This is a genomic window from Pseudomonas shirazensis (genome assembly GCF_014268785.2).
Taxonomy (GTDB): Bacteria; Pseudomonadota; Gammaproteobacteria; order Pseudomonadales; family Pseudomonadaceae; genus Aquipseudomonas; species Aquipseudomonas shirazensis.
This window is the reverse complement of sequence record NZ_JABWRD020000001.1, coordinates 1,094,919-1,120,323: the sequence shown is the minus strand read 5'-3', so window position 1 is coordinate 1,120,323 and position 25,405 is coordinate 1,094,919. Positions and strand designations below refer to the sequence as shown.

General features: G+C 63.0%; 20 protein-coding genes. 18 read left to right on the top strand and 2 right to left on the bottom strand.

Features of this window, described 5'->3' with window-relative positions:
• Positions 1-95 precede the first annotated feature (95 nt).
• The 15 genes from HU736_RS04855 to HU736_RS04785 all read left to right on the top strand — a co-directional run bounded on the left by HU736_RS04855 (position 96) and on the right by HU736_RS04785 (position 16,794).
• Positions 96-1,052 carry an AraC family transcriptional regulator gene (locus HU736_RS04855; protein WP_103437365.1) on the top strand — a complete coding sequence of 319 codons (957 nt, stop codon included), beginning with the start codon at positions 96-98 and terminating at the stop codon, positions 1,050-1,052.
• Between the two features lie 151 nt (positions 1,053-1,203).
• A complete protein-coding gene (gene benA / locus HU736_RS04850; RefSeq protein WP_186698005.1) occupies positions 1,204-2,562 on the top strand; it encodes a benzoate 1,2-dioxygenase large subunit in 1,359 nt (452 codons plus the stop codon).
• Positions 2,559-3,047, top strand: a complete 489-nt coding sequence (benB, locus tag HU736_RS04845) for a benzoate 1,2-dioxygenase small subunit (RefSeq protein WP_186698007.1) — start codon at positions 2,559-2,561, stop codon at positions 3,045-3,047. Before benA ends, benB begins: the two co-directional genes overlap by 4 nt.
• Before the next feature lie 73 nt (positions 3,048-3,120).
• Entirely contained in the window at positions 3,121-4,131 is a 1,011-nt protein-coding gene (gene benC / locus HU736_RS04840; RefSeq protein ID WP_186698009.1) for a benzoate 1,2-dioxygenase electron transfer component BenC, read from the top strand.
• Between the two features lie 109 nt (positions 4,132-4,240).
• On the top strand, positions 4,241-5,002 hold the full coding sequence (locus HU736_RS04835; RefSeq protein WP_101319534.1) for a 1,6-dihydroxycyclohexa-2,4-diene-1-carboxylate dehydrogenase: 762 nt from the start codon (positions 4,241-4,243) through the stop codon (positions 5,000-5,002).
• A 54-nt stretch (positions 5,003-5,056) separates the two neighbouring features.
• Positions 5,057-6,385, top strand: coding sequence for an MFS transporter (locus HU736_RS04830; protein ID WP_186698011.1), 1,329 nt, complete (start codon positions 5,057-5,059; stop codon positions 6,383-6,385).
• A gap of 30 nt (positions 6,386-6,415) precedes the next feature.
• A complete protein-coding gene (locus tag HU736_RS04825) occupies positions 6,416-7,537 on the top strand; it encodes a muconate cycloisomerase family protein (protein ID WP_186698013.1) in 1,122 nt (373 codons plus the stop codon).
• A 26-nt stretch (positions 7,538-7,563) separates the two neighbouring features.
• Positions 7,564-7,854 (top strand): muconolactone Delta-isomerase, encoded by a 291-nt coding sequence (gene catC, locus HU736_RS04820; RefSeq protein WP_186698016.1) that lies wholly within the window; start codon positions 7,564-7,566, stop codon positions 7,852-7,854.
• Between the two features lie 44 nt (positions 7,855-7,898).
• Positions 7,899-8,825 carry a catechol 1,2-dioxygenase gene (catA, locus tag HU736_RS04815; RefSeq protein WP_186698018.1) on the top strand — a complete coding sequence of 309 codons (927 nt, stop codon included), beginning with the start codon at positions 7,899-7,901 and terminating at the stop codon, positions 8,823-8,825.
• Positions 8,826-8,898: 73 nt separating this feature from the next.
• Positions 8,899-10,098, top strand: coding sequence for a benzoate/H(+) symporter BenE family transporter (locus HU736_RS04810; RefSeq protein ID WP_186698020.1), 1,200 nt, complete (start codon positions 8,899-8,901; stop codon positions 10,096-10,098).
• A 64-nt stretch (positions 10,099-10,162) separates the two neighbouring features.
• Positions 10,163-11,413: an OprD family porin gene (locus HU736_RS04805; RefSeq protein ID WP_186698022.1), complete on the top strand. Its 1,251-nt coding sequence runs from the start codon at positions 10,163-10,165 to the stop codon at positions 11,411-11,413.
• Positions 11,414-11,540: 127 nt separating this feature from the next.
• Positions 11,541-12,632, top strand: a complete 1,092-nt coding sequence (locus tag HU736_RS04800; protein WP_186698024.1) for a metal-dependent hydrolase — start codon at positions 11,541-11,543, stop codon at positions 12,630-12,632.
• Complete coding sequence (locus HU736_RS04795; protein WP_189691609.1) at positions 12,581-13,351, top strand: TraX family protein; 771 nt, start codon at positions 12,581-12,583, stop codon at positions 13,349-13,351. Before HU736_RS04800 ends, HU736_RS04795 begins: the two co-directional genes overlap by 52 nt.
• A gap of 115 nt (positions 13,352-13,466) precedes the next feature.
• Positions 13,467-14,621 (top strand): nitric oxide-sensing protein NosP, encoded by a 1,155-nt coding sequence (gene nosP / locus HU736_RS04790; protein WP_103437354.1) that lies wholly within the window; start codon positions 13,467-13,469, stop codon positions 14,619-14,621.
• Positions 14,551-16,794 carry a PAS domain-containing hybrid sensor histidine kinase/response regulator gene (locus HU736_RS04785; RefSeq protein WP_186698027.1) on the top strand — a complete coding sequence of 748 codons (2,244 nt, stop codon included), beginning with the start codon at positions 14,551-14,553 and terminating at the stop codon, positions 16,792-16,794. The genes nosP and HU736_RS04785 overlap by 71 nt, the downstream gene beginning before the upstream one ends.
• Positions 16,795-17,010: 216 nt before the next feature.
• Here the strand turns inward: HU736_RS04785 and HU736_RS04780 are convergent, their stop codons facing one another.
• Positions 17,011-18,018 carry an aldo/keto reductase gene (locus tag HU736_RS04780; RefSeq protein WP_186698029.1) on the bottom strand — a complete coding sequence of 336 codons (1,008 nt, stop codon included), beginning with the start codon at positions 18,016-18,018 and terminating at the stop codon, positions 17,011-17,013.
• 379 nt (positions 18,019-18,397) lie between these two features.
• On the opposite strand from HU736_RS04780, the gene HU736_RS04775 reads away from it, so the two are divergent.
• From HU736_RS04775 to aldA, 3 genes are all read left to right on the top strand, one after another.
• Positions 18,398-19,525 (top strand): MFS transporter, encoded by a 1,128-nt coding sequence (locus HU736_RS04775; RefSeq protein ID WP_186698516.1) that lies wholly within the window; start codon positions 18,398-18,400, stop codon positions 19,523-19,525.
• Positions 19,526-19,765: 240 nt separating this feature from the next.
• Positions 19,766-21,913: a PQQ-dependent dehydrogenase, methanol/ethanol family gene (locus tag HU736_RS04770; protein ID WP_437180454.1), complete on the top strand. Its 2,148-nt coding sequence runs from the start codon at positions 19,766-19,768 to the stop codon at positions 21,911-21,913.
• 7 nt (positions 21,914-21,920) lie between these two features.
• Positions 21,921-23,354: an aldehyde dehydrogenase gene (gene aldA, locus HU736_RS04765; protein WP_186698034.1), complete on the top strand. Its 1,434-nt coding sequence runs from the start codon at positions 21,921-21,923 to the stop codon at positions 23,352-23,354.
• Between the two features lie 55 nt (positions 23,355-23,409).
• Here aldA and HU736_RS04760 read toward each other — a convergent pair whose 3' ends face one another.
• Positions 23,410-25,338, bottom strand: a complete 1,929-nt coding sequence (locus HU736_RS04760) for a sigma-54-dependent Fis family transcriptional regulator (protein ID WP_186698036.1) — start codon at positions 25,336-25,338, stop codon at positions 23,410-23,412.
• Positions 25,339-25,405 lie beyond the last annotated feature (67 nt).

The following is a 25,405-nucleotide window of genomic DNA, read 5'->3' as shown; positions in this document are numbered from 1 at the left end:
CGGCCCGATAGACTGAGCGTGTACGACCGCAACCACTCACCGTTGAGGCAGTAGGAAGCGGCGACGATAACAATAATGAGCCGAGTGCCTTGCCTATGGAAAACCGCCTGTTGAGCGAGCGTAGCAGTGTGTTTCACCACGCTGATCCGTATGCCGTCTCCGATTACGTCAACCGGCATGTAGGCCAGCACTGCATCGGCCTGTCGCGCACCACCCATCCGCAAGCCAGCCTCAGCCACCGCAAACTGGCCGAGCTGGACCTGTGCCGCATCAGTTATGGCGGCAGCGTGCGGGTTACTTCGCCAGCGCTTGAAACGATCTACCACCTGCAGGTGTTGCTGCACGGCAATTGCCTGTGGCGCGGGCCACAGCGCGAGCATCACCTGGTGCCGGGCGAGTTGCTGTTGATCAACCCGGATGATCCGGTCGACCTGACCTACTCGCAAGACTGCGAAAAATTCATCCTCAAGGTGCCGACCCGGCTGCTCGAATCGATCTGCGACGAGCAGCGTTGGCAGCGGCCCAGCGGTGGCGTGCGGTTTTTGCGCAATCATTACCGGCTGGATGAGCTGGACGGCTTCGTCAACCTGCTGGGCATGGTCTGCCATGAGGCGGAGGTCAGTGACTCGTTGCCGCGGGTGCAGGGCCACTACAGCCAGATCGTCGCCAGCAAGCTGCTGACCTTGATGAGCACCAATGTTCAGCGGGAGAACCTCGGCGCGCCGGGCGCCAGCCTGGAGCGCATCCTTGATTACATCGAGCGCAACCTCAAGCTTGAGCTGCCGGCGGAGGCGTTGGCCGAGCAGGCCTGCATGAGCCTGCGCTCGTTGTATGCGCTGTTCGATCGGCATCTGGGCACCACGCCCAAGCAGTATGTACGCCAGCGCAAGCTGCAGCGCCTGCACGAGTGTCTGGCCGACCCGAGCTGCTCGGTGCGCAGCGTGACCGAGCTGGCGATGGATTACGGCTTCATGCACTTGGGCCGCTTTGCCGAGAGCTACCGCCAGCAATTCGCCGAATTGCCTTCGGAAACCTTCAAACGCCGCACCTGAACCTGCGCTGGCGCCGCCCTGGCGCCACACCCTCAGTCTCCTGCAACAAGCCTGCAGAAAACGGATAGCACTCTGCACAATCCGGATATTGCCCCCGCCGCGCTCGTCCTAACCTGACCTGGTCTGAACAATAACAATGGAGACCCTGGCCATGTTCCTGGGATTCGACTACCTCAATGCCATGCTCGAGGACGACCGGGAATCGGGCGTCTACCGCTGTAAGCGGGAGATGTTCACCGACCCGCGCCTGTTTGACCTGGAGATGAAACACATCTTCGAAGGTAACTGGATCTACCTGGCCCACGAAAGCCAGATCCCTGAAAAGAACGACTTCCTGTCGCTGACCATGGGCCGCCAGCCGGTGTTCATCGCGCGCAACAAGGATGGCCAGCTGAACGCCTTCCTCAATGCCTGCAGCCACCGCGGGGCGATGCTCTGCCGGCACAAACGCGGTAACCGTGCCAGCTACACCTGCCCGTTCCACGGCTGGACCTTCAATAACAGCGGCAAGCTGCTCAAGGTCAAAGACCCGGGCAATGCCGGTTACCCAGCCAGCTTCAACTGCGACGGCTCGCACGACCTGACCAAGGTGGCGCGCTTCGAGTCGTACCGCGGCTTCCTCTTCGGCAGCCTCAATGCCGATGTGAAACCACTGCTCGAGCACTTGGGCGAATCGGCCAAGATCATCGACATGATCGTCGACCAGTCGCCCGAGGGCCTGGAAGTGCTGCGTGGCTCCAGCTCCTACATCTACGAAGGCAACTGGAAGCTCACTGCCGAAAACGGCGCCGACGGCTACCACGTAAGCTCGGTGCACTGGAATTACGCCGCTACCCAGAACCAGCGCAAGCAACGCGAAAGCGCTGCCGAGATCAAGACCATGAGCGCCGGTGCCTGGGCCAAACAGGGCGGCGGCTTCTACTCGTTCGACCATGGCCACCTGCTGCTGTGGACGCGCTGGGCCAACCCGGAAGACCGCCCGGCCTACGAGCGCCGCGAGCAACTGGCGGCAGATTTCGGCCAGGCCCGTGCCGACTGGATGATCGAGAACTCGCGCAACCTGTGCCTGTACCCGAACGTGTACCTGATGGACCAGTTCAGCTCGCAGATCCGCATCGCCCGCCCAATTTCGGTGAACAAGACCGAAATCACCATCTACTGCATCGCACCCAAGGGCGAGAGCAGCGAGGCCCGCGCCAAGCGCATCCGCCAGTACGAAGACTTCTTCAACGTCAGTGGCATGGCCACCCCGGATGACCTCGAAGAGTTCCGCTCGTGCCAGACCGGCTACGGCGGCGGCACTGGCTGGAACGACATGTCGCGCGGCGCCGAGCATTGGGTCGAAGGGGCCGACGAGGCCGCCCGCGAGATCGAGCTCAAGCCATTGCTGTCAGGCGTGCGCACCGAAGATGAAGGCCTGTTCGTGCTGCAGCACAAGTATTGGCAGGAAACCATGCTCAAGGCACTCGAGCAGGAGCCGCAGCTGATCCCAGTGGAGGCCGTGCGATGAGCACTTTATACGACACCGTGCGCGACTTTCTCTACCGCGAAGCGCGCTATCTCGACGATGGTCAGTGGGAGCAGTGGCTGGAGCTGTATGCCAGTGATGCGACCTTCTGGATGCCATCGTGGGATGACAACGACCAGCTCACCGAAGACCCGCAAAGCGAGATTTCCCTGATCTGGTACGGCAACCGAGGAGGGCTGGAGGACCGCGTATTCCGCATCCAGACCGAGCGCTCAAGTGCCACAGTTCCGGATACCCGCACCTCGCACAACCTGAGCAATATCGAGATTGTCGAGCACAGTGGCGAGCAGTGTCAGGTGCGCTTCAACTGGCACACCCTGAGCTTTCGCTACAAGACCACCGACAGTTATTTCGGCAGCAGCTTTTACACCCTGGATCTGCGCGGCGAGCAGCCGCTGATCAAGGCCAAGAAAGTGGTGCTGAAGAACGACTACGTTCGCCAGGTCATCGACATCTACCACATCTGACTTCTGGTCAAGACGAGTACTGACCGGCGTGCCACAGGGCGCGCTGCGGGCAGGCTCGTGCGCGAGGTGCAACATGAGCTTCCAGATCGCACTCAATTTCGAAGACGGGATCACCCGCTTCATCAATGCCGAAGGCCACGAAACCGTTGCCGATGCGGCCTATCGGCAAGGCATCAACATCCCCCTGGACTGCCGTGACGGCGCCTGCGGCACCTGCAAGTGCAAGGCCGAGGCGGGTAGCTATGCGCTGGGTGAGGACTTCATCGAAGACGCCCTCAGCACAGAAGAAATCAGCCAGGGTTACGTGCTGACCTGCCAGATGCGCGCTGGATCCGACTGCGTGCTACGCATCCCGGCATCGTCGCAGCTGTGCAAAGCCGAGCAGGGCAGTTTCCAGGCCGAGATCAGCGATGTGCGCCAGCTGTCGGCCAGCACCATTGCCCTGTCGATCAAGGGTGAAGCGCTGAGCAGCCTGGCCTTCTTGCCAGGCCAGTACGTCAACCTGCAGGTGCCGGGCAGCGGTCAGAGCCGCGCGTATTCGTTCAGTTCGTTGCCCAAGGATGGCGAAGTCAGCTTCCTCATCCGCAACGTTCCCGGCGGCCTGATGAGCAGCTTCCTTACCAGCCTGGCCAAGGCCGGCGACAGCATGAGCCTGGCCGGCCCGCTGGGTAGCTTCTACCTGCGCCCGATCCAGCGGCCGTTGTTGCTGCTGGCCGGCGGCACCGGCCTGGCGCCGTTCACGGCGATGCTGGAAAAGATCGCCGAAGTCGGCAGCGTGCATCCCCTGCACCTGATCTACGGCGTGACCAACGATTTTGACCTGGTCGAGCTCGACCGCCTGCAGGCGCTGGCTGCGCGCATCGGCAACTTCACCTACAGCGCCTGCGTTGCCAACCCCGACAGTGAGTACCCGCAAAAGGGCTACGTCACCCAGCACATCGAACCGGCGCACCTGAACAACGGCGATGTCGACGTGTACCTGTGCGGCCCGCCGCCGATGGTCGAGGCGGTCAGCCAGTACATCCGCGAACAGGGCATCACCCCGGCCAACTTCTATTACGAGAAGTTCGCCGCCGCGGCCTGAGTTTCCTTGGGGGCTGGCCGCATCGTGCGGGTGCGGCTGGCCTCTTTTTTATTGCCAATGGCAGCAGCGTCGCCGCGTGCAGACGAAGGCGGCGCTGGGGAGAGCAGAGATGAGCAACAGATTCCAAGGCAAGGTCGCGCTGGTCACCGGCGCGGCCCAAGGCATTGGCCGCGGCGTGTGCTGGCGGCTCAAGGCCGAAGGCGCTCAAGTTGTAGCCGTAGACCGTTCCGAGCTGGTTCATGAACTGGCCGGCGAGGGCACGCTGACGCTGATTGCCGACCTCGAGCAGCACGCCGAGTGCGCCCGGGTCATGGCCAGCGCGGTCGAGCGCTTTGGCCGGATCGACATCCTCGTCAACAACGTCGGCGGGACCATCTGGGCCAAGCCGTTCGAGCACTATGAGCCGGAACAGATCGAGGCCGAAGTACGCCGTTCGCTGTTCCCGACCCTGTGGTGCTGCCATGCAGCGCTGCCGTACATGCTCGAGCGTGGTGCCGGCGCCATCGTCAACGTGTCGTCGATTGCCACCCGCAGCATCAACCGCGTGCCCTATGGCGCAGCCAAGGGCGGTGTCAATGCACTCACCGCCTGCCTGGCCTTCGAGACCGCTGAGCGCGGCATTCGGGTCAACGCCACTGCGCCCGGCGGCACCGAAGCGCCACCTCGGCGGGTGCCGCGCAACAGTGATGCGCAGAGCGAGCAGGACAAGGCCTGGTACCAGCAGATCGTTGCCCAGACCTTGGACAGCAGCCTGATGAAGCGCTACGCGAGCATTGACGAACAGGTCAACGCGATCCTCTTTCTCGCCTCCGACGAGGCGTCTTACATCACCGGCGTGACCCTGCCGGTTGGCGGCGGCGACCTCGGCTGACAGTCGCCCAGCCTGCGTTTACCTCTCACAACAAAAACAACAGAGACCGATGCCATGCGAACCCTGGATGTTCACCCGATCATTGATAACGCTCGCTTTTCACCGTTCCACTGGATGGTCATGGCCTGGTGCGGCCTGCTGCTGGTATTCGACGGCTACGACCTGTTCATCTATGGCGTAGTGCTGCCGGTGATCATGAAGGAGTGGGGCCTGACCCCGCTGCAAGCCGGCGCGCTGGGCAGCTACGCGCTGTTCGGCATGATGTTCGGTGCGCTGCTGTTCGGTAGCCTGGCGGACCGGATCGGGCGCAAGAAGGGCATCGCCATCTGTTTCGCGTTGTTCTCCGGCGCGACCATCCTCAACGGCTTTGCCAGCAGCCCCAGCGAGTTCGGCATCTACCGTTTCATCGCCGGGCTCGGCTGCGGCGGCTTGATGCCCAATGCCGTGGCGTTGATGAACGAGTACGCACCCAAACGCCTGCGCAGCACGCTGGTGGCGATCATGTTCAGCGGTTACTCGCTGGGCGGCATGCTTTCGGCAGGTGTCGGCATCTTCTTGCTGCCGCGCTTTGGTTGGGAGTCGATGTTCTTTGCCGCAGCGCTGCCGTTGCTGCTGTTGCCGGTGATCCTCTACTACCTGCCCGAGTCGATTGGTTTTCTGGTGCGCCAGGGCCGTACCGACGAAGCTCGTGCGCTGCTCAAACGGCTTGATCCGGACTGCGACGTGCAGGCCGACGATGTATTGCAGGCGAGCGAGCGCAAAGGCAAGGGCGCGTCGGTGCTGGAGCTTTTTCGTGACGGCCTGGCGGTGCGCACCCTGGCCCTGTGGCTGGCGTTTTTCTGCTGCCTGCTGATGGTCTATGCGCTCAGCTCGTGGCTGCCGAAACTGATGGCCAACGCCGGCTATAGCCTGGGCTCAAGCCTGTCGTTCCTGCTGGCCCTGAACTTCGGCGGCATGGCCGGGGCAATTCTCGGCGGCTGGCTGGGTGATCGCTACAACCTGGTCAAGGTCAAGATCGCCTTCTTTGTCGCGGCGGCGCTGTCGATCAGCCTGCTTGGGGTGAACAGCCCGATGCCCGTGCTGTACCTGCTGATCTTCATTGCCGGCGCCACCACCATCGGCACACAAATCCTGCTGTATGCCGGCGCGGCCCAGCTCTATGGCCTGTCGATGCGCTCGACAGGCCTCGGTTGGGCCTCCGGTATCGGCCGCAACGGCGCCATCGTCGGCCCGCTGCTGGGCGGCGCGCTGATGGGCATCAACCTGCCGCTGCAACTCAACTTCATCGCCTTTGCCATCCCCGGCGCGGTTGCCGCGCTGGCCATGGCCGTGCACCTGGCCAGCAGCCGGCGCCACGGCCTGGCCACGCTGGCGCAGGCGTAACCCTTTGACTGACGCAACTGGAGGCCTTGCATGACAAGCCCGACTATCGACCGGCTGGAGGCGATCATCGTCGACCTGCCGACCATTCGCCCGCACAAGCTGGCGATGCACACCATGCAGCAGCAGACCTTGGTGGTGCTGCGCCTGCGCTGCAGCGACGGCGTCGAAGGCATTGGTGAAGCGACCACCATCGGTGGCCTGGCCTATGGCTACGAAAGCCCGGAAGGGATCAAGGCCAACATCGACGCGCACCTGGCTCCGGCGCTGGTCGGCCTGCCAGCCGACAACATCAATGCCGCCATGCTCAAGCTGGACAAGCTGGCCAAGGGCAACACCTTCGCCAAGTCGGGCATCGAAAGTGCCCTGCTCGACGCGCAGGGCAAACGCCTGGGCCTGGCGGTCAGCGAGTTGCTCGGTGGCCGGGTGCGCGACAGCCTCGAAGTAGCCTGGACCCTCGCCAGTGGCGACACCGCCCGCGACATCGCTGAAGCCGAGCACATGCTTGAGATCCGCCGCCATCGGCTGTTCAAGCTGAAGATCGGCGCCAACCCGCTGGAGCAGGACCTGCGCCACGTGGTGGCAATCAAGCGTGAGCTGGGCGAGCGCGCCAGCGTGCGCGTCGACGTCAATCAGTACTGGGATGAGTCGCAGGCCTTGCGTGCCTGCCAGGTGCTTGGCGACAACGGCATCGACCTGATCGAGCAGCCGATCGCGCGGATCAACCGCAGCGGGCAAGTCCGCCTCAACCAGCGCAGCCCGGCACCGATCATGGCCGACGAGTCGATCGAAAGCGTGGAAGACGCCTTCAGCCTCGCCGCCGACGGTGCTGCCAGCGTGTTCGCCTTGAAGATCGCCAAGAACGGCGGCCCCCGCGCCGTGCTGCGTACCGCGCAGATCGCCGAAGCCGCCGGCATCGCCCTGTACGGCGGCACCATGCTCGAAGGCGCGGTCGGCACCCTGGCCTCGGCCCACGCCTTTTTGACCCTACGCCAGCTGACCTGGGGCACCGAGCTGTTCGGGCCGCTGCTGCTGACCGAAGACATTGTCGAGCAGCCGCTGCGCTACAGCGACTTCCAACTGCATGTACCACGCACGCCCGGATTGGGCCTGAACCTGGATGAAACCCGCCTGGCGCGTTTCGCCCGGCGCTGATTGCGACCTTACCCAAGGAGAAACCCATGCTGTTCCACGTGAAGATGACCGTGAACCTGCCCGTCGACATGGACCCGGCCCGGGCCGCCCAGCTCAAGGCTGACGAAAAGCAGCTGGCCCAGCGCCTGCAACGCGACGGTACCTGGCGTCACCTGTGGCGCATTGCCGGGCACTACGCCAACTACAGCGTGTTCGACGTGCCCAGTGTCGAGGCGCTGCACGACACCCTGATGCAGTTGCCGCTGTTCCCGCATATGGCCATCGAAGTGACCGGCCTGTGCCGGCATCCCTCGTCAGTCCACAGCGACGACCGTTGATCGAGCCCGACTCGCCCAGGAACAATTATTAGAGGTAAGCAAACATGACCGTGAAAATTTCCCACACTGGCGAACTGACCAAGTTCTTCGAACAAGCCGCAGGGTTTGCCAACGATGAAGGCAGCCCTCGGCTAAAGCAGATCATCCTGCGCGTCCTGCAGGACAGCGCGCGCCTGATCGAGGACCTTGAGATCAGCGAAAACGAGTTCTGGCACGCCGTTGACTATCTCAACCGCCTGGGCGGTCGTGGTGAGGCGGGGTTGCTGGTCGCCGGCCTTGGTATCGAGCACTTTCTCGACCTGTTGCAGGACGCCAAGGACGCCGCCGTCGGCCTTGCCGGTGGCACTCCGCGCACCATCGAGGGGCCGTTGTATGTCGCCGGCGCGCCCATTGCCACGGGCCAGGTGCGCATGGACGATGGCAGCGAGGAGGGCGTAGCCACGGTGATGTTCCTCGAAGGCCAGGTGCTCGATCCGGCTGGCCAGCCTGTGCCCGGCGCCACGGTTGACCTGTGGCATGCCAACACCCGTGGCACTTACTCGTTCTTCGACCAAAGCCAGTCCGAATACAACCTGCGTCGGCGCATTGTCACCGATGCCGAGGGCTATTACCGCGCGCGCTCGATCGTGCCATCGGGTTACGGCTGTGACCCGCAAGGCCCGACCCAGGAGTGCCTGGACCTGCTCGGCCGGCATGGCCAGCGCCCGGCGCACATCCACTTCTTCATCTCGGCGCCGGGCTATCGGCACCTGACCACGCAGATCAACCTGGCTGGCGACAAGTACCTGTGGGACGACTTCGCCTACGCCACCCGTGACGGCCTGGTCGGCGAAGTGCAGGTGCGCGAAGACGGCGCGCGGGGCGTGAGCGGGCGCTATGCCGAGCTGCGCTTCGACTTCCTGCTGCAGCGCGCGCCGGACAGCGAGGCCGAGCAACGCAGCGGTCGGCCGCGGGCGTTGCAGCAGGCGTAATCGGCCTCACTTGATGTTGCTTGAACAACCCATGCCGGACATCCCGTCCGGCCCCGGTCTGGCCAGAGGTCCCATGAAAGACCTGATCAAGGATTGTTCGTTGTCTGCCATCGTCGCCGGCCTGCTGGCGACGATGATTTCCTACGCCGGCCCGCTGGTGATCATCTTCCATGCTGCCGAGGCTGCGGGCCTGCCCCACGGCCAGTTGTCCTCTTGGGTGTGGGCCGTGTCGATGGGCAGCGCCGTGCTTGGCGCGGTATTGACCCTGCGTTATCGAGTGCCGGTGGTTATCGCCTGGTCGATTCCAGGCTCGGCACTGCTGGTGACTGCGCTGCCGCAGATTGGTCTCGAGCAAGCGGTCGGCGCCTATCTGGTGGCCAATCTGATCTTGCTGTTGATTGGCCTGAGTGGTGCGTTCGACGGCTTGATCGCACGCCTGCCGGGCTCGATTGCGGCAGGTATGCAAGCCGGCATCCTGTTCAGCTTTGGTGTCGAGGTATTCCGCGCCTTGCCGGTGCAACCGATGCTGGTCGTGGCGATGTTCATCACTTATGTGCTGATGCGGCGCTTGCAGCCCCGCTATGCGGTGGCGGCGGTGTTGGCCGTTGGCGCGTTGATCACAGTGCTCAGCGGCCAGCTGCGCAGTGAGGCGCTGGTCCTGGAGTTTGCTACCGCCCAGTTGATCACCCCGCAATTCAGCCTGTCGGCAGTGTTCAGCCTGGCCTTGCCGCTGGTGCTGGTGGCCCTGACCGGGCAGTTCATGCCGGGGATGGCCGTGCTGCGCAATGCTGGTTATCAGACGCCGGCAAGCCCGTTGATCAGTGCCAGTGCGCTGGGCGGCATGCTGTTGGCGCCGTTCGGCTGCCACGGACTCAACCTCGCCGCCGTCACGGCCAGCCTGTGCACCGGCCGCGAGGCCCACGAAGACCCGCGCCGACGCTACATCGCGGCATTGGCCGGCAGTGGCTTGTATCTGCTGCTGGGCATCGCCGGGGCGACCCTGATGTCGTTGTTTGCCGCTTTTCCTGCTGCATTGATTGCCGCCCTGGCGGGGCTCGCCTTGTATGGCGCGATCAGCGAGGCACTGGCCCGCAGCCTGGCCGAACCGAGCGAGCGTGATGCCGGGTTGTTCACCTTTCTGGTGACGGCCTCCGGTGTTGCCTTTCTGGGCTTGTCGGCAGCGTTCTGGGGCTTGCTGTTCGGCCTCTGTGCGCATGCCTTGCTGCGTTTGCGGCGGCCGCAGGCGGGGGATGCCTTGCACCGTAACTCCTGAAAAACCGTAGTGCAAAACCGTAGTAGCGATCCATCCATAAAAACAAGATCAAGAGAGCTTCGCAATGAACCCTAACCCTTGTGTCGCCCTGGGCATAACCTTGCTCAGCCAACCCTTGCTGGCTGCCGAAAGCGGTTTTTTCGAAGATGCCAAAGCCAGCCTCAGTTCTCGCAACTACTATTTCAGCCGGGATTTCTCTGACATCGTCGGCGCCAACCAGCAGTCCAAGGCCGAGGAGTGGGCCCAGGGCTTCATCCTCGATTTCAAGTCCGGCTACACCCCTGGCCCGATCGGTTTCGGCGTGGATGCAGTGGGCTTGCTCGGGATTCGCCTCGACAGCAGCCCGGACCGGGTCAACAGCGGACTGTTGCCAGTGCATGGCGACGGGCGTGCGGCAAGCGATTACAGTCGCCTGGCTGGCACCTTCAAAGCACGCGTGTCGCAAACCGAGCTGCGCGTTGGCGAGCTGCAGCCGAATCTGCCGGTGCTGACCTTCAGCGACATTCGCCTGCTGCCACCCACCTATCAGGGCGTCAGCCTCAACTCTGCCGAGATCAACGGGCTGACCGTGCAGGTTGGGCATTTGTCTTCGACGCACCTGCGCAACGAAGGCGGGGATGACAAGCTCAACGCCATGCTTGGCCATGTGCCGATGCGCCAGGTCGCGAGTGACGCGTTCAATTACCTGGGCGGTGACTATGTCTTCAACGACAAGCAGACCAGCGCCAGCCTGTGGTATGGCCAGCTCGAAGACATCTACCAGCAGGGCTTTGTCGGCCTCAAGCACAGCAAGCCGTTCGGCGACTGGGTGCTCAGCGCCAACCTGGGTTATTTCACCGCCCGCGAGGACGGCGATGCCTTGCTTGGCCAGATCGACAACCAGGCGTTCTTCTCGTTGCTGACAGCCCGGCATGGCGGACACAGCTTTCACGTCGGCTATCAGGGCATCTATGGCGAAAGCCCGTTTCCACGGGTATTCGCCAATATCACCCCGCTGGGCAACGAGGTGCCCACCTATGAGTTTGCCTACACCGATGAGCGCTCCTATCAAGCGCGCTATGACTACAACTTCGCCGCCATGGGCATCCCTGGCCTGACCGCGACGGTGCGCTACATAACCGGCAACAATGTCGATACCGGCCGCGGCTTCGAGGGCAAGGACCGCGAGCGCGATCTGGATATTGGTTATGCGGTGCAGAGCGGGGTGTTCAAGGGTTTGGGGATTCGCGTCAGAAACGCGGTGGCGCGCTCGAATTATCGCAGCGATATCGACGAAAACCGGCTGATTCTGGCCTACACCTGGCAGTTGCTGTAAGCCCCGCGCCGCTCACAGATGGCTGAGTTGCCAGCCCGCTGCAAACGCTGCGCTGCGGCGATAGCGTTTGCACAGTCGCCAGCGATGCAGGTAGGTTGCCAACAGACTTTTTGTGGAAACCTGACCCTTGGACTCACTCACTCAAGCGGTGCTCGGCGCAGCGCTGCAAGGCACGGTACTAGGCCGTATTCAAGGCCGCCGGGCATTGCTCTACGGCGCCGCCCTGGGCACCTTGCCAGACCTCGATGTGATCATCCGCTATGCCGATCCGGTGTCGCAGATGACCTTCCACCGTGGTTTCTCGCATTCACTGTTCGTGCTCACCGGCCTGGCCTTGTTGTTGGCCTGGTTGGTGACCTGGCTTGGCCATAAGTACTGGCCGGAGCGCGGCTATCGCTGGCCAAGGCTGTTCGCCGCGTTCTGGCTGGTGCTCATCACGCATCCGGTACTTGATGCCTTCACCGTGTATGGCACCCAGTTGTTCTGGCCGTTGCAACTGATCCCGGAAAGTTGGGCGGCGGTGTTCATCATTGATCCGGTGTACACGTTGCCGCTGTTATTTACTGTGCTGTTCGCGGCGATTCGCGGCATGCAGGGCAGGGCGATTGCGTTGATGACTTGTGCATTGCTGTTCAGTACGGCCTACCTCGGCTTTGGCCTGGGCGCGCGTATGCATGCCGAGCAGCGCTTTGCGGCTGCTTTGGATCAGCAAGGCGTAGCAGTGACCGAAGTGCGTGCCGTGCCTGTCGCCTTTAACAGTCTGGTCTGGCGGGTGATGGCGAAAACCGCGGACGGCCATTACTTCGAGGGTGTCAGCAGCGTGTTCGATCACGAGCCGCCGGAAATGCTGCGGCATTCGCGCAACCTCGAGGCAGCCAAGCCTCTTGGTAAGGACCCACTGCACGCGCGTCTGCGCTGGTTCACGGGAGACTGGCTGCGTTACGACGAGGTCGGTGATGCCTTGGTGGTGACCGACCTGCGCATGGGCATTCCCGGCAACTACACGTTCCGCTTCCAGATGGCCAGCCGCGACAGCACTGGCCAATGGATCGTCGGCACGCCAACAGCCTGGTCGGGCACATCGGCCAACTCGATGTTCAACCTGGAAGACCTTGCTCTGATCTGGCGCCGCATCATTCACCAACATCCGCCGCTGCCGTTGGCGGCATGGACCGCCAAGTACCTGCAGCCAATGGCGAGCAGCGAGTCCGGACAATAACTGTGCGCTCGGCCGGGCTGGATTTGGTCAAGTGGACGGCGATCGTGACCATGGTCGCCGACCACCTGCGTTACCTATGGCCAGCTGCCGACGGCTTGTTCGTCATCGGCCGGCTGGCATTTCCGTTGTTCTGCCTGGCGTTGGCAATCAACGTCGGGCGCAGCGACCCGGCTATGTGGCCCAGCCGCAGCGCGGCGCGCTATCTCGGTTGGCTGCTGGTATTTGGCGTGCTGTCCGAAGGCCCGTACCGCTGGCTGGACACCGGTTCGCAGACGCTAAACGTGATCCCGACCCTGACGCTCGGGTTGTTGCTGGCTTGGGCAATACACCATCGACAGGCGCTGGCCTGCCTGCTCGGCTTGAGCGCTGCGCTGACTGCAGCGCTGTTCAGTGATCACCTGATGTACGGCTTGCCTGGGGTCCTGCTCCCCGCCGCGATACTGATCGCCAGGCGCTACGGCGGCGCCGGCTGGCTGCTGCCGTGTGCGTTGGCGGTGGCGGGCAACGTGACCAACAGTTGGTTACGTGCGCATCCGTTGCAACCCATCGCCCTGGTCATCCTGAGCACCGCAGCAATGTCGTTGCCAATAGGCCTGTGGCTGGCGCGTCAGGAACGCTGGCAGGTATCGCGGGTAGGGCGCTGGGGTTATGCGTTCTATCCGCTGCACCTGGCGCTTATCGCCGGCCTGCAACGTCTGGCCGCAGCCCTTGGTATTTAGCGCGAGGGCCGCGTACAACCAATGCCACCCCGACCCCCTACCCAAGTAGCATTCGGCTGAGCCGCAGGCTTGCCTATCCTGCGGCCATGGCTGTATCTCTCTCGGAAATCGACTTATGAGCGAAGGCGTCTTCAGCGCACTGTCGCGGGCTACCTGCGCTACTCAGGCAGCCGGTGAGCTGGCTGATCAACTGCGGCATGCCGAGCTAGGCTTTGTGCTGTTTTTCTGCTCTGCCGAATACGATCTGCCGGCATTGGCGGCTGCTCTGCAGGCGCAATTTCCGGCGGTGGGGCTGGCCGGCTGCACCAGCGCCGGCGAACTGACCCCGGAGGGCTATGCGCGCGGTTGTATCACCGCGGTCGGTTTCGACCGGCGCTACTTCTCCATCGCCGCGGGCCTCGTGGAAGCGGTACCCGGTTTCAGCCTGCTCGACGCGCAGGCGCTGGTTGCCCAGCTGGTCGAAGACTGCCGACGCAACAGCCTGGCACCGATCAAGGCGCACAGCTTTGCCTTGACCCTGTTCGACGGCCTGTCCAGCCGGGAAGAGGTGGTGCTGGCTGCCTTGGCAGCGGCGCTGGGCGATATCCCGCAGTTCGGCGGTTCGGCAGGTGATGACAATCACCTCAGCCGCACTCATGTGTATTACAACGGTGCCTTCCACAGCGGTGCGGCGGTTTTGTTGCTGGTCAATACCTGGCTGGAGTTCGAGGTGTTCAGCGCCGATCACATTCAGCCGCGCAGCGAGAAACTGGTGGTGACCCGCGCTGACCGTCAGTTGCGCCGGGTCTATGAGCTGAACGCCGAGCCGGCAGCCGCTGAATACGCCCAGTTGATCGGTGTACCCGTGGGCGCGCTCGATCATCGGCTGTTTGCGGCGCACCCGCTGGCGCTGCGGATCAACCAGAACCACTACGTGCGGGCCATTCAGCAGGTACATGAGGATGGCAGCCTGAGCTTCTATTGCGCGGTGGAGAACGGCATCGTCCTCACTGCAATGCGCCCCGGTCCGCTGCTGGCCAACCTGCAATCGTTGTTCGAGGGCCTGCGCCAGCGCCTCGGGCCGTTGCTGCTGACCATCGGCTGCGACTGCGTACTGCGCCGCCTCGAGCTGGAGGGCGAGGGCGCTGCTGTGGCTGAGGTCAGCGCGTTGTTGCGCAGCCAGCAGGTGCTGGGCTTCAACACCTATGGGGAGCAGTTCAATGGCATGCATATCAACCAGACCTTCACCGGCGTTGCCATCGGACGGCCCCGCGAGCGCATCGCCAGCTGAGCAGATCAGCCAGCTGCAACGCGACAACCACAAGCTAAAGCGCATCAATGCAGCGTTGATCGAGCGGCTGGAGTCGGGTGCGGCGCGGCCGGACGATGCCTTTGCCGCGTTCCAGCACTCGGTGGTGCTGGCCGAGCAGGTGCGCGAGCGCACGGATGCCTTGAGCCAGGTATTGGTCGAACTCAAGGCCAGCCACCTGTTGCTCAGCGACGCGCATCACCGCGCCGAAACCGCCCACCAGCGGCTGGTGGATGCCATCGAGAGTATTTCCGATGCGTTCGTGCTGTTCGATGCCGACCTGCGCGTGGTGCTGTTCAACCGGCGCTTCAAGGCGCTCTGGGCCAACAGCCGGTTGCGCGTGGCCAGCGGTATGCAGCTGGTCGAGGTGAAACGCCTGATGCACAAACTGCTGCGCGAAGAACCCCGTGCCAGCAGCGACGAGCAACCGTTGTATCGGCTGCGCAACGAGCGCTGGTTGCAGGTCAGCGAACGGCCGACCCGCGACGGTGGCCGGGTGATGCTGTTTACTGATGTCACCCGGGTCAAGCTGCGTGAGAATCACCGCCGCGAGCAGGCCCTGGCGCATAAGTCGTACCTGCTGCAGCGGGCGGTCGACAACCTGTCGCAGGGGCTGGCCATGGTCAACGCCGAGGGCGTGCTGGAGCTGTGGAACCGACGCTTTCTCGAGGTCAGCGGCCTGGCACCGATTGCCAGCCATCGGCAGTTTGCCGACGTAATTGCCGACAGCGAGCTGGCCTTGCTGACGCCCGCCAGCCGCGACGACCACGGCCAGCCGCTGCCGGAGTTGGAGCAGCGCCTGTTCGACGGGCGCATGCTGGAAATTCGTACGCATCCATTGCCCACAGGCGGTTTCGTCAACACCTTCACCGATATCACCGAGCGCTACGCCCATGCCGAAGCGCTGCATCAGGCCTATCAGCACCTGGAACTGCGCGTGCACGAGCGCACCGCCGAACTGACCAGCCTCAATCGCCAATTGCTCGGCGAAATCAACCAGCGCCGGCGTATGGAAGCCAGCCTGCGCGATGCCAAGGCCGATGCCGAGCAGGCCACGCTGTCGAAAACCAAATTTCTCGCCGCAGTCAGCCATGACCTGTTGCAGCCGCTGAATGCCGCCCGGCTGTTTACCAGTGCCCTGCTCGAACAGCCTGGCGCAGGCCCGTTGATCCAGAACGTCAGCAACGCCCTGGATGGCGTCGAGAGCCTGCTCGGCACGCTGGTGGATATCTCCAAGCTCGACGCCGGGGTGATCCGCGCCGATGTCGCCAGTTTTGCCCTGAGCGACCTGCTCGACAACCTCGCGGCCGAGCACGCTACCGTCGCCGCCAGCGAGGGCTTGCGCCTTGACTACGTGCCGAGCCGCTTGCGCGTGCGCAGTGATATGCAGCTATTGGCGCGGATCCTGCGCAACCTGCTCAGCAACGCCGTACGCTACACCCCCAGCGGGCGGATCGTGCTCGGTTGCAGGCGGCGCGGCGACAAGGTGTTGATCGAGGTGTGGGATACCGGCATCGGCATCGCAGCGGACAAGTGCCGCGAAGTGTTCCAGGAGTTCAAACGTGGTGAGGCGCAGCGGCCGGACCAGGATCGCGGCCTGGGGCTGGGCCTGGCGATTGTCGACAAGATCGCCGGTATCCTCGGGCATCCCATCCAGCTGCGCTCGGTGCCCGGCAAAGGTTCGGTATTCTCGGTCGAAGTCCCGTGCTGCCAGCGCCCTGTGAGCAAATGCTTAGCGTTGCAGCAGGACATGCCTCACCTGCAATCGCTGCAGGGCGCGCGAATCTGGGTGCTGGATAACGACGGGGCGATCTGCGCCGGCATGCGCAGCTTGCTCGAACAGTGGGGCTGCAAGGTCACCACGGCGGCCAGTGAAGCGGACCTGCAGCGTCAGGTCGCCCTGCCACGGGCGCGAGTCGACCTGTTGATCGCCGATTATCACCTGGACCATGACCGCACCGGCATCGAGGCGGTAGCGGCGATCAACGCCTGCCGCGACCGGGCCATACCGGTGCTGATGATCACCGCCAATTACAGCAACGAGCTCAAGCAGCAAGTGCGCCTGCTCGGCCACACCCTGATGCACAAACCGGTGCGGCCGATGAAGCTCAAGACCGCGATCAGCCACCTGCTTGGGTCGTCAAGTGGCCGTTAGCGCGTAATGCCTTTCAAGTCATCTGCAATTTACCGGGTGCCAGATTCACCAATACTTACGCGGACAAGGAGCGGCCTTGCCGGGGCGCCGGACCGGTCGGAAAGGCCAGCAGAGCTGGCCCGGCAATGTCGGCGGCGAAGCTGATGTCTGGGCCCGCTGCGCGCGCCTTTCGCGACACAAGGCCGCTACAGGGGCAGCGGCAGGTGAGTGGCCTCGTTAACGCGCCAGGCGGCCGCTGACGAAGTGGGCTACATCGTTGAAGCCTGGGGTCGAGGCGTGGCCTGGGGTCACCAGCGCATCGATGAAGGCTTCATCTTCGGCGGTGATTTTCACCTGCAGTGCCCCGGCATAGGTGTCCCACTGCGCTTCGGTGCGCGGCCCGACAATCGCCGAGCTGACCAGGCGATTGTTCAGCACCCAGGCAATCGCGAACTCGACGATACCGACGCCTTTGCCCTCGCAGTAGGCCTGGATCTTGCGCGCGATGGTCAGTGACTCCTGACGCCATTCCACTTCCATGATGCGCTTGTCCTGGCGCCCGGCACGGCTACCAGCGTCAGGCTCGGAACCCGGTGCGTACTTGCCGCTGAGCACGCCGCGTGCCAGTGGGCTGAACGGCACCACGCCGAGCCCGTGATAACCCGCAGCGGTCAACTGTTCAGGTTCGGCCTGGCGGTTGACGATGTTGTACAGCGGTTGGCTCACAACCGGCTTGGCCACACCCAGGCGCTCGGCCACGTTGCAGATCTCGGCGATGCGCCAGCCGCGGAAATTGGACACGCCCCAGTAACGGATCTTGCCCTGTTGCAGCAGATCACCGATGGCTCTCACGGTTTCTTCCAGCGGCACGCTGTGGTCTTCGCGGTGCAGGTAGTAGATATCCAGGTAGTCGGTACCCATACGCGTCAGGCTGGCTTCGATGGCATTGAACAGATGCTTGCGCGACAGCCCGCTGCGGTTGGGCAAGCCGTCCACTGCACCGAATCCCGCTTTGGAGGCAACCACCCAGTCCTGCCGCTTGCGCGCCACCGCCTCGCCAACGATCTGCTCCGAGCGCCCGCCGTTGTAGACGTCGGCGGTGTCGACAAAGTTGACGCCTTGATCCCAGGCCTTGTCGATGATCCGCAGCGAATCCTCGGCGCTGGTCTGCTCGCCGAACATCATGCTGCCCAGGGTCAGGGCTGAAACCTGCAGGCCGCTTTGGCCAAGAGGGCGATAGAGCATGGGGAAGGTCCTTGAGTGGGGAGGGGGATGACCTTTTTTACAGGCAAGCGGTGGGGTTTGAAAGGGCAAAACAGCGGGGTTGTTGCCTGATCCTGCCTGTAAATGTGCGCGGCGTTGTGTCGCGCAGCGCCAACAGCATTTTCAAATACTCAACATGATGTTTATACGCAGCTGATAGTTAGCGAAATTCCTCACAACGCTATGGGATCTTTTTCCTGCCTGTGCTTATTGCCACGCGCACAACGAGACAGCGATGCTTGATGCAGCCTGGAGACGCAGTATCCGCCAGTAACCATGCCGCTGATTCGCAGTGCTGAGGTGCGTAGTGCTTAAAGATCAACCATCTGAAAATCGGCTGTTAGTTACTGTACTGATACTGATGAGCTTACTGGGGATATTCCCACTAGATGTGATACTTCCATCATTCCCAGCGTTGTCTTCACAATTTTCGGTGCCCACCCCAGATATCGCCTGGTCCATCAGCCTGTTCGCCGTTGGGGCCGCGCTGTCGCAGTGCTGGATCGGGCCGCTATCCGATCGCCTTGGCCGTAAACGCCTGTTGTTAGTCGGACTGATAACGGCGGCGTCAGGTGCCGTGGGTTGTATTTATGCCTGGGACTTTTCGTCCTTTATGGTGTTCCGCTTGGTGCAGGCCGCTGGATGCGGTTGCTTTGTACTCAGCCATGCACTGGTTCAGGACCTGTATAGCGACCATCGGCGCAATTCGATGCGAATTTTGCTGACTACCGCCAGCGGTTTGTTTATCTCCCTATCACCGCTGGCAGGCAGTTTTTTGCAACAGTGGCTTGGTTGGCAGGGCAGCTTTCAGGCCTTTGTCGTGCTCGCGGCGTTAGCTGTGTTGCTGTGTAGTGTTTCGCTCACAGACGCTACGCGTCCTGTCGCCCCACGGAGCGGCTATCGCACGTTGTTCAAGGATCGACGCTTCATAAGCTATTCGCTGCTGTCGGCAATGGCATTTGCCTGCCACTTCTCTTTCATTGTCACGTCACCCTTGCTGTTCATGGATCTGCTGGGGATGACCGACTACGCCTTTTCACTGATATTCATTGCTTACGGTGCGGCTTATATCATTGGCGGCGTGGTCGCCAGTGCCTTGAACAAACGCATCGAGGTGAGTGCACAGATCAGACTGGGGCTGCTTTTGATCGGCGTCGCCGGGTTGTCGCTGTTTCTCTGGCTGTACGTGCTGAATTTGACCGTCACCGGAATCATGCTGTCGATGGTGGTCTGCAGTGCCGGTACAACGATTGTGCGCCCGGCCGCGACTACCTGGGCGTTGAGCCTACACCCTGAGATTGCAGGGACGGCAGCCGCTCTGAATAACACGCTGGTATTTACCCTTGGCGGCTTGTGCAGCGCAGGGGTCGCGTTGGCAGAAGGGGACTTGCTGCAGGCATTAGCGATGGCATTCGTCCTTGCAGCGCTGATCGGGAGTCTGTTGCTGGGACGTCTTCGCAGCCTGCAATCGAAGCTTCTCCCGGACTGACACACCTGTTCCATTCCTGCGCCACGTGTGCCGAAACTGCGGCGACTCGTAGGCTCGATGGCTTGCGTTCGACAGTGGACAAAGCTCTCTACGACGGGGCTTTCAGTGGTATCTCTGGTGCTGGCACAGCCGTTGCTCCTGTTGTTCACGACACATTCCCTGGGTGTCGCCAATAACAAGAACGGAGATTCCCCGATGACCCAATCAGGTCCGCACCGCCGGCCCATGCCGGGTGCCTTGATGAGAACCGCAGGTTGCGCCGTCCTGGCGTTGGCTTGCCTGGCCCCGGCGTTTGCCGCCGAGGTCGATGGCAAGCGCATAATCGACGCCGACAAAGAACCCGGCAACTGGATGAGCCATGGCCGTACCTACGATGAGCAGCGCTACAGCCCGCTGAACACCATCAACGACGGCAACGTCAATCAACTGGGCCTGGCCTGGAGCTACAAGCTCGATCTGGACCGCGGCGTCGAGGCCACGCCTATCGTGGTCGACGGCGTGATGTACACCACAGGGCCATTTTCGGTGGTGTATGCCCTGGACGCACGCAATGGCAAGCTGCTGTGGAAGTACGATCCGCAGTCCGATCGCCATCGGGCCGGTGAAGCCTGCTGCGATGCGGTCAACCGTGGCGTAGCCGTATGGCAGGGCAAGGTCTATGTCGGCGTGCTCGATGGCCGCCTGGAGGCCATCGATGCAAAGACCGGCAAGCGCGTATGGTCGGTCGACACCCGCAGCGACGACAAACGCAGCTACACCATCACCGGCGCGCCGCGTGTGGTCAATGGCAAGGTGGTGATCGGCAACGGCGGCGCCGAATTTGGCGTGCGTGGCTACGTCACCGCCTATGATGCCGAAACCGGCAAGCAGGCCTGGCGCTTCTTCACCGTGCCTGGCGACCCCAAGCTGCCGCCTGAAGACAAGGCGATGGAAATCGCCAGCAAGACCTGGCACGGCGATGCCTTTGTCGAGCAGGGCGGCGGTGGCACGGCGTGGGATTCGTTCGCCTATGACCCAGAACTGAACTTGCTCTATATCGGCGTCGGCAACGGCTCGCTGTGGGATCCGAAATGGCGCAGCCAGGCCAAGGGCGACAACCTGTTCCTGTCGTCGATCGTGGCGGTCAATGCCGATACCGGCGAATACGCCTGGCACTACCAGACCACGCCGGGCGATGCCTGGGACTTCACGGCCACCCAGCACATGATCCTCGCCGAACTGCCGATCAACGGCAAACAGCGGAAGGTATTGATGCAGGCGCCGAAAAACGGCTTCTTCTATGTACTCGACCGCGCCACCGGCGAGTTGCTCTCGGCGAAGAACATCGTGCCGGTCAACTGGGCCAAGGGCATCGACATGAAGACCGGCCGGCCAATCGTCGATGATGAGGCAGCTGCCTACTGGAAGGACGGCAAGCGCAAGCTGGTGACCCCGGCATTCTGGGGCGCACATGACTGGCACCCGATGTCCTACAACCCCAACACCGGGTTGGTGTACATCCCGGCGCACATCATGTCGGCCTACTACGAGCACATCCCGGACGCGCCCAAGCGTCACCCGTTCAAGAGCGTGTACCAGCTCGGCCTGCGCACCGGGATGATGCCCGAAGGCCCGGAAGGCCTGCTGGAAATGGCCAAAACCTGGTCAGGCAAGTTGATCGCCTGGGACCCGGTCAAGCAGGCGCCTGCCTGGGAAGTGCCGTATATCACCATCTTCAACGGCGGCACCCTGAGCACGGCGGGCAACCTGGTGTTCGAGGGCAGTGCCGATGGCCGGGTGATCGCCTACGCCGCCGACGATGGCAAAAAGCTCTGGGAATCACCGGCTGCCAGCGGCGTGATGGCTGCGCCGATCACGTATTCGGTAGATGGCGAGCAATACGTGACCTTCATGGCCGGCTGGGGCGGGGCGTTCTCGACCTTTGCCGGGGCCTTGTCGCTGCGCGCCGGCGTGCAGCCGTTCGCCCAGGTGCTGACCTACAAGATCGGCGGCAACGCCACCCTGCGTGAGCCACCACCGCCGGCCGACACGCCGAAACCGCCAGCGCTCACTGCTGACGAAAAAACCGTAGCCGCCGGTGCTGCGCTTTACGACGGCAACTGCTCGCAGTGCCATGGCATCCATGCCGTCAGCGGCGGCGTGCTGCCGGACCTGCGCAAGCTCACCGCGGAAAAACACCAGATGTTCCTCGGCATTCTCTATGGCGGGCGCATCCCGGACGGTATGCCTTCGTTCGCCGAAGCGCTCAAGCCTGAGCAGGTGGAACAGGTGCACCAATACCTGATCAAGCGCGCCCACGACCTGCAAAGCGAAGGCAGTGTCTGGCAGCGCTTCGGCGCCAAGCCCGCAGCCGCCACGCCGCTTGCCGACAATACCTCCAAGGAGTGACATGACGATGCGCGATAATCTGTACCAGAACTATATCGACAACGCTTTTGTGGCCAGCGAACAACTGATCGAGGTGTTCAACCCGGCCAACGGCGAGCTGTTGGGGGCGGTGCCGGAGTCACCCGTTGAGCAGGTCGAACGCGCGATTGACGCAGCGCGCCGTGCGCAGAAAGGCTGGGCGGCAAGACCTGCCATCGAGCGCGCCGGTTACTTGCGCCAGATCGCGACCAAGGTGCGGGCCAATGCCGAGCGCCTGGCGCGCATCATCACCCAGGAGCAGGGCAAGGTGCCGGCGTTGGCCTTGGTGGAGGTCAACTTCACTGCGGACTATCTTGACTACATGGCCGAATGGGCGCGCCGCCTGGAGGGCGAGGTGCTGAGCAGTGATCGGGCCAACGAACACATCTTCCTGCTGCGCAAACCCCTGGGCGTGGTTGCGGGGGTGCTGCCGTGGAATTTCCCGTTCTTCCTGATTGCGCGCAAGATGGCGCCGGCGCTGCTGACCGGCAACACCATCGTGATCAAACCCAGCGAAGAGACACCGATCAACTGCTACGAGTTTGCCCGGCTGGTGGCCGAAACCGATCTACCGCCAGGGGTGTTCAACGTGGTCGGCGGCAAAGGTGCAAGTGTCGGCCACTGCCTCACCAGCCATGCCGGTATTGACCTGGTGAGCTTCACTGGCAGTGTCGCCACCGGGGCGCGGATCATGGCTGCGGCAGCGCCAAACATCACCAAGCTCAACCTCGAACTGGGCGGCAAGGCGCCCGCTATCGTGCTGGCCGACGCCGACCTGGACCTGGCCGTGCGTGCGATCGTTGCCTCGCGGGTGATCAACACCGGGCAGGTGTGCAACTGCGCCGAGCGGGTGTATGTGCAGCGCGATGTGGCGGATGCCTTCATCGACAAGGTCGCGCAGACGATGGCCGCCACGCGCTATGGCGACCCGTCGCTGCAGGCTGACCTGGACATGGGCCCATTGATCAATCAGGCCGGGCTGGACAAGGTCGCGCAGATGGTGCGCACGGCAGTCGGGCAGGGCGCCCAGGTGATTACCGGCGGGCAGGTAGCTGATCTTGGTGCGGGCTTCCACTATCAACCGACGGTGCTGGCCGGCTGTTCGGCTGACATGGAGATCATGCGCAAGGAGATCTTCGGTCCGGTCCTGCCGATCCAGATCATCGACGACCTGGATGAAGCGATTGCCTTGGCCAACGACAGCGAATATGGCCTGACCTCGTCGTTATATACCCGCGACCTGAACGCCGCACTCAAAGCCAGCCGCGAAATCGATTTTGGCGAGACCTACATCAACCGCGAGAACTTCGAGGCCATGCAGGGTTTCCACGCCGGAGCACGCAAGTCTGGGGTGGGCGGGGCAGATGGCAAGCATGGGCTGTATGAGTACACGCGCACGCAAGTGGTGTATATCCAGGGCTGAGTAACATGGGGGGGCAGCACTGGCCGGCACGCTCGTGCAGCGGCCAGTGCTGCGCTCAGTCAGCCTGATTCGGCGGCACGATTGCGTGTCGTTTCATCTTGCGGTACAGAGTCGATCGGGAAATTCCCGCCGCGTCTGCTGCCGCGCTGATATTCCAACGCTCGCGCCGCAGTACATCGAGCAAATGCCGGGCTTCGGCATCCTCGACCTGAGCCTCCAGGCGCAGTGGCTGTCCAAGGACCGGCGTCCGCGGCGCACTCGCCAGCAACTCCTCCGGCAGACAATTCAGGCTTATCACGCCATTTTCCGCCAGCGCGGCTGCGTAGCGCAGCGCGTTCAGCAATTGGCGCACGTTGCCAGGCCAGGGGTGGCCCAGCAGGCAGCGGTGAGCCTCGGCATCCAGCTGCAGCCCTTGCGCTTCGGGCAGCCGTCGCAGCAGGTGCTCGATCAACTCGGCGCGATCGCTGCGCTGGCGTAGCGCCGGCAGGCTCATGCGCATGCCGCACAAACGGTAAAAGAGGTCTTCACGGAAGCGTTTGTCAGCAATCATGCTGGCCAGATCCTGGTGGGTCGCCGACACCACCTGAATATCCAACGCCACTGGCGCTTCGGCCCCCAGGGGTTGCAGCTCACGCTCGGCCAGCACCCGCAGCAAGCGGGTTTGCAGGTGTGCAGGCATGTCGCCGATCTCATCGAGGAACAGCGTGCCGCCATTGGCCAGTTCGAGCTTGCCCTTCATGCCTTTGCGGTTGGCGCCGGTGAAGCTGCCGCTGCGGTAGCCAAACAGCTCGCTTTCAATCAACGACTCGGGGATCGCCGCGCAATTGAGTGCAACGAACGGCCCGGCCTGACGGCGACTGGCCTGGTGCACGGCGCGGGCAAAGGCTTCTTTGCCGGTGCCGGTTTCACCAGTGATGAGGATACAGATGTCCTTGTCCAGCACCTTGCGCAGACGCTGCACGCTTTGCTGCAGCTGGCTGTCGCCGCCGGCAAGTTGCTCAAGTGTCGGGTGGCGGGCTGCAGTTGGGGCCGGCGCCACAGGCTTGGCGCGCAGCCCGTAGCCAGCCGGCACACGCAACCCGACTTCGATGATCAGCTCGCTGCCAGGCTCGCGCAGTTGGGTGCCGCAAGCGCCGCCGCGGGTGAGCATCAGCAGCTCATCGATAGTGGCGGGCAGCAACTGCTCGATGCGCAAGCCCAGCAGGGCGCCAGGCTGGGCCATGAATGCAGCCCGGTTGGCGCCGATCACACGGCCGCCTTCATCCAGCGCCAATAGCTGCTCGTTGGCCAGATCGGTGATGTCGTCGCGAGGCTTGAGAGCCAGGGTCAGACGGTCGCGGTAACGTTGGCGGAAATGGGTGTTCTCGATCAGCCGCGCGTACAGCGTAACCAGGTGCAGGGTCAGGTGCTGCGCCTGTTTTGGCCCATCGTTGAACAGGCAGGTTGCGTTGAGGCAGCCAAGCAACTGATTCTGCGCATCGAAGATCGGTGACACCGAACAGCTCAGGCGGGCGTTGGCCGCAAGAAAATGCTCCTGGCGGTGGATGGTCAGCGCCTGCCCCGACGCCAGCGCGGTGCCGATGCCATTGGTGCCAGCGATCGATTCGTCCCAGCGCGCGCCGACAATCAGCCCAGCGCGTGAATAACGGTCGTGATCGGCCGGCAGGCGCGCATCCAGAGTAATGCCGTCGGCATCGCTGAGCAGCACGGCGAAGCCCGCATCGACCACCCTTCGGGCCAGGCCGTTGACGCCTTGCCCGGCGATGCTCAGGTAAGCCTCGTGCTGAGCCTGATGCTGGCGAATCTCGGCGGCGCTGAGGATATTGTCGACATGGCGCAGGCCTGGGTCGAGGTGGTGCTGGTTGATGCTGCGAAACCACGATTCGGCGATCACCGCTTCCGGCGCGAGGCCGCGCTCTGCAAAGTGGCAGTCGATAAACGCAGCCAGTTCCCTGGCGCGGGTGTCGGTGGTAGGCGCGGTCATGGGCGCTCCCCGTGCTGTTATTGTCGTGGGCCGGTTCGAAGTGCCGGTCAGACTGCAACCATAGCGC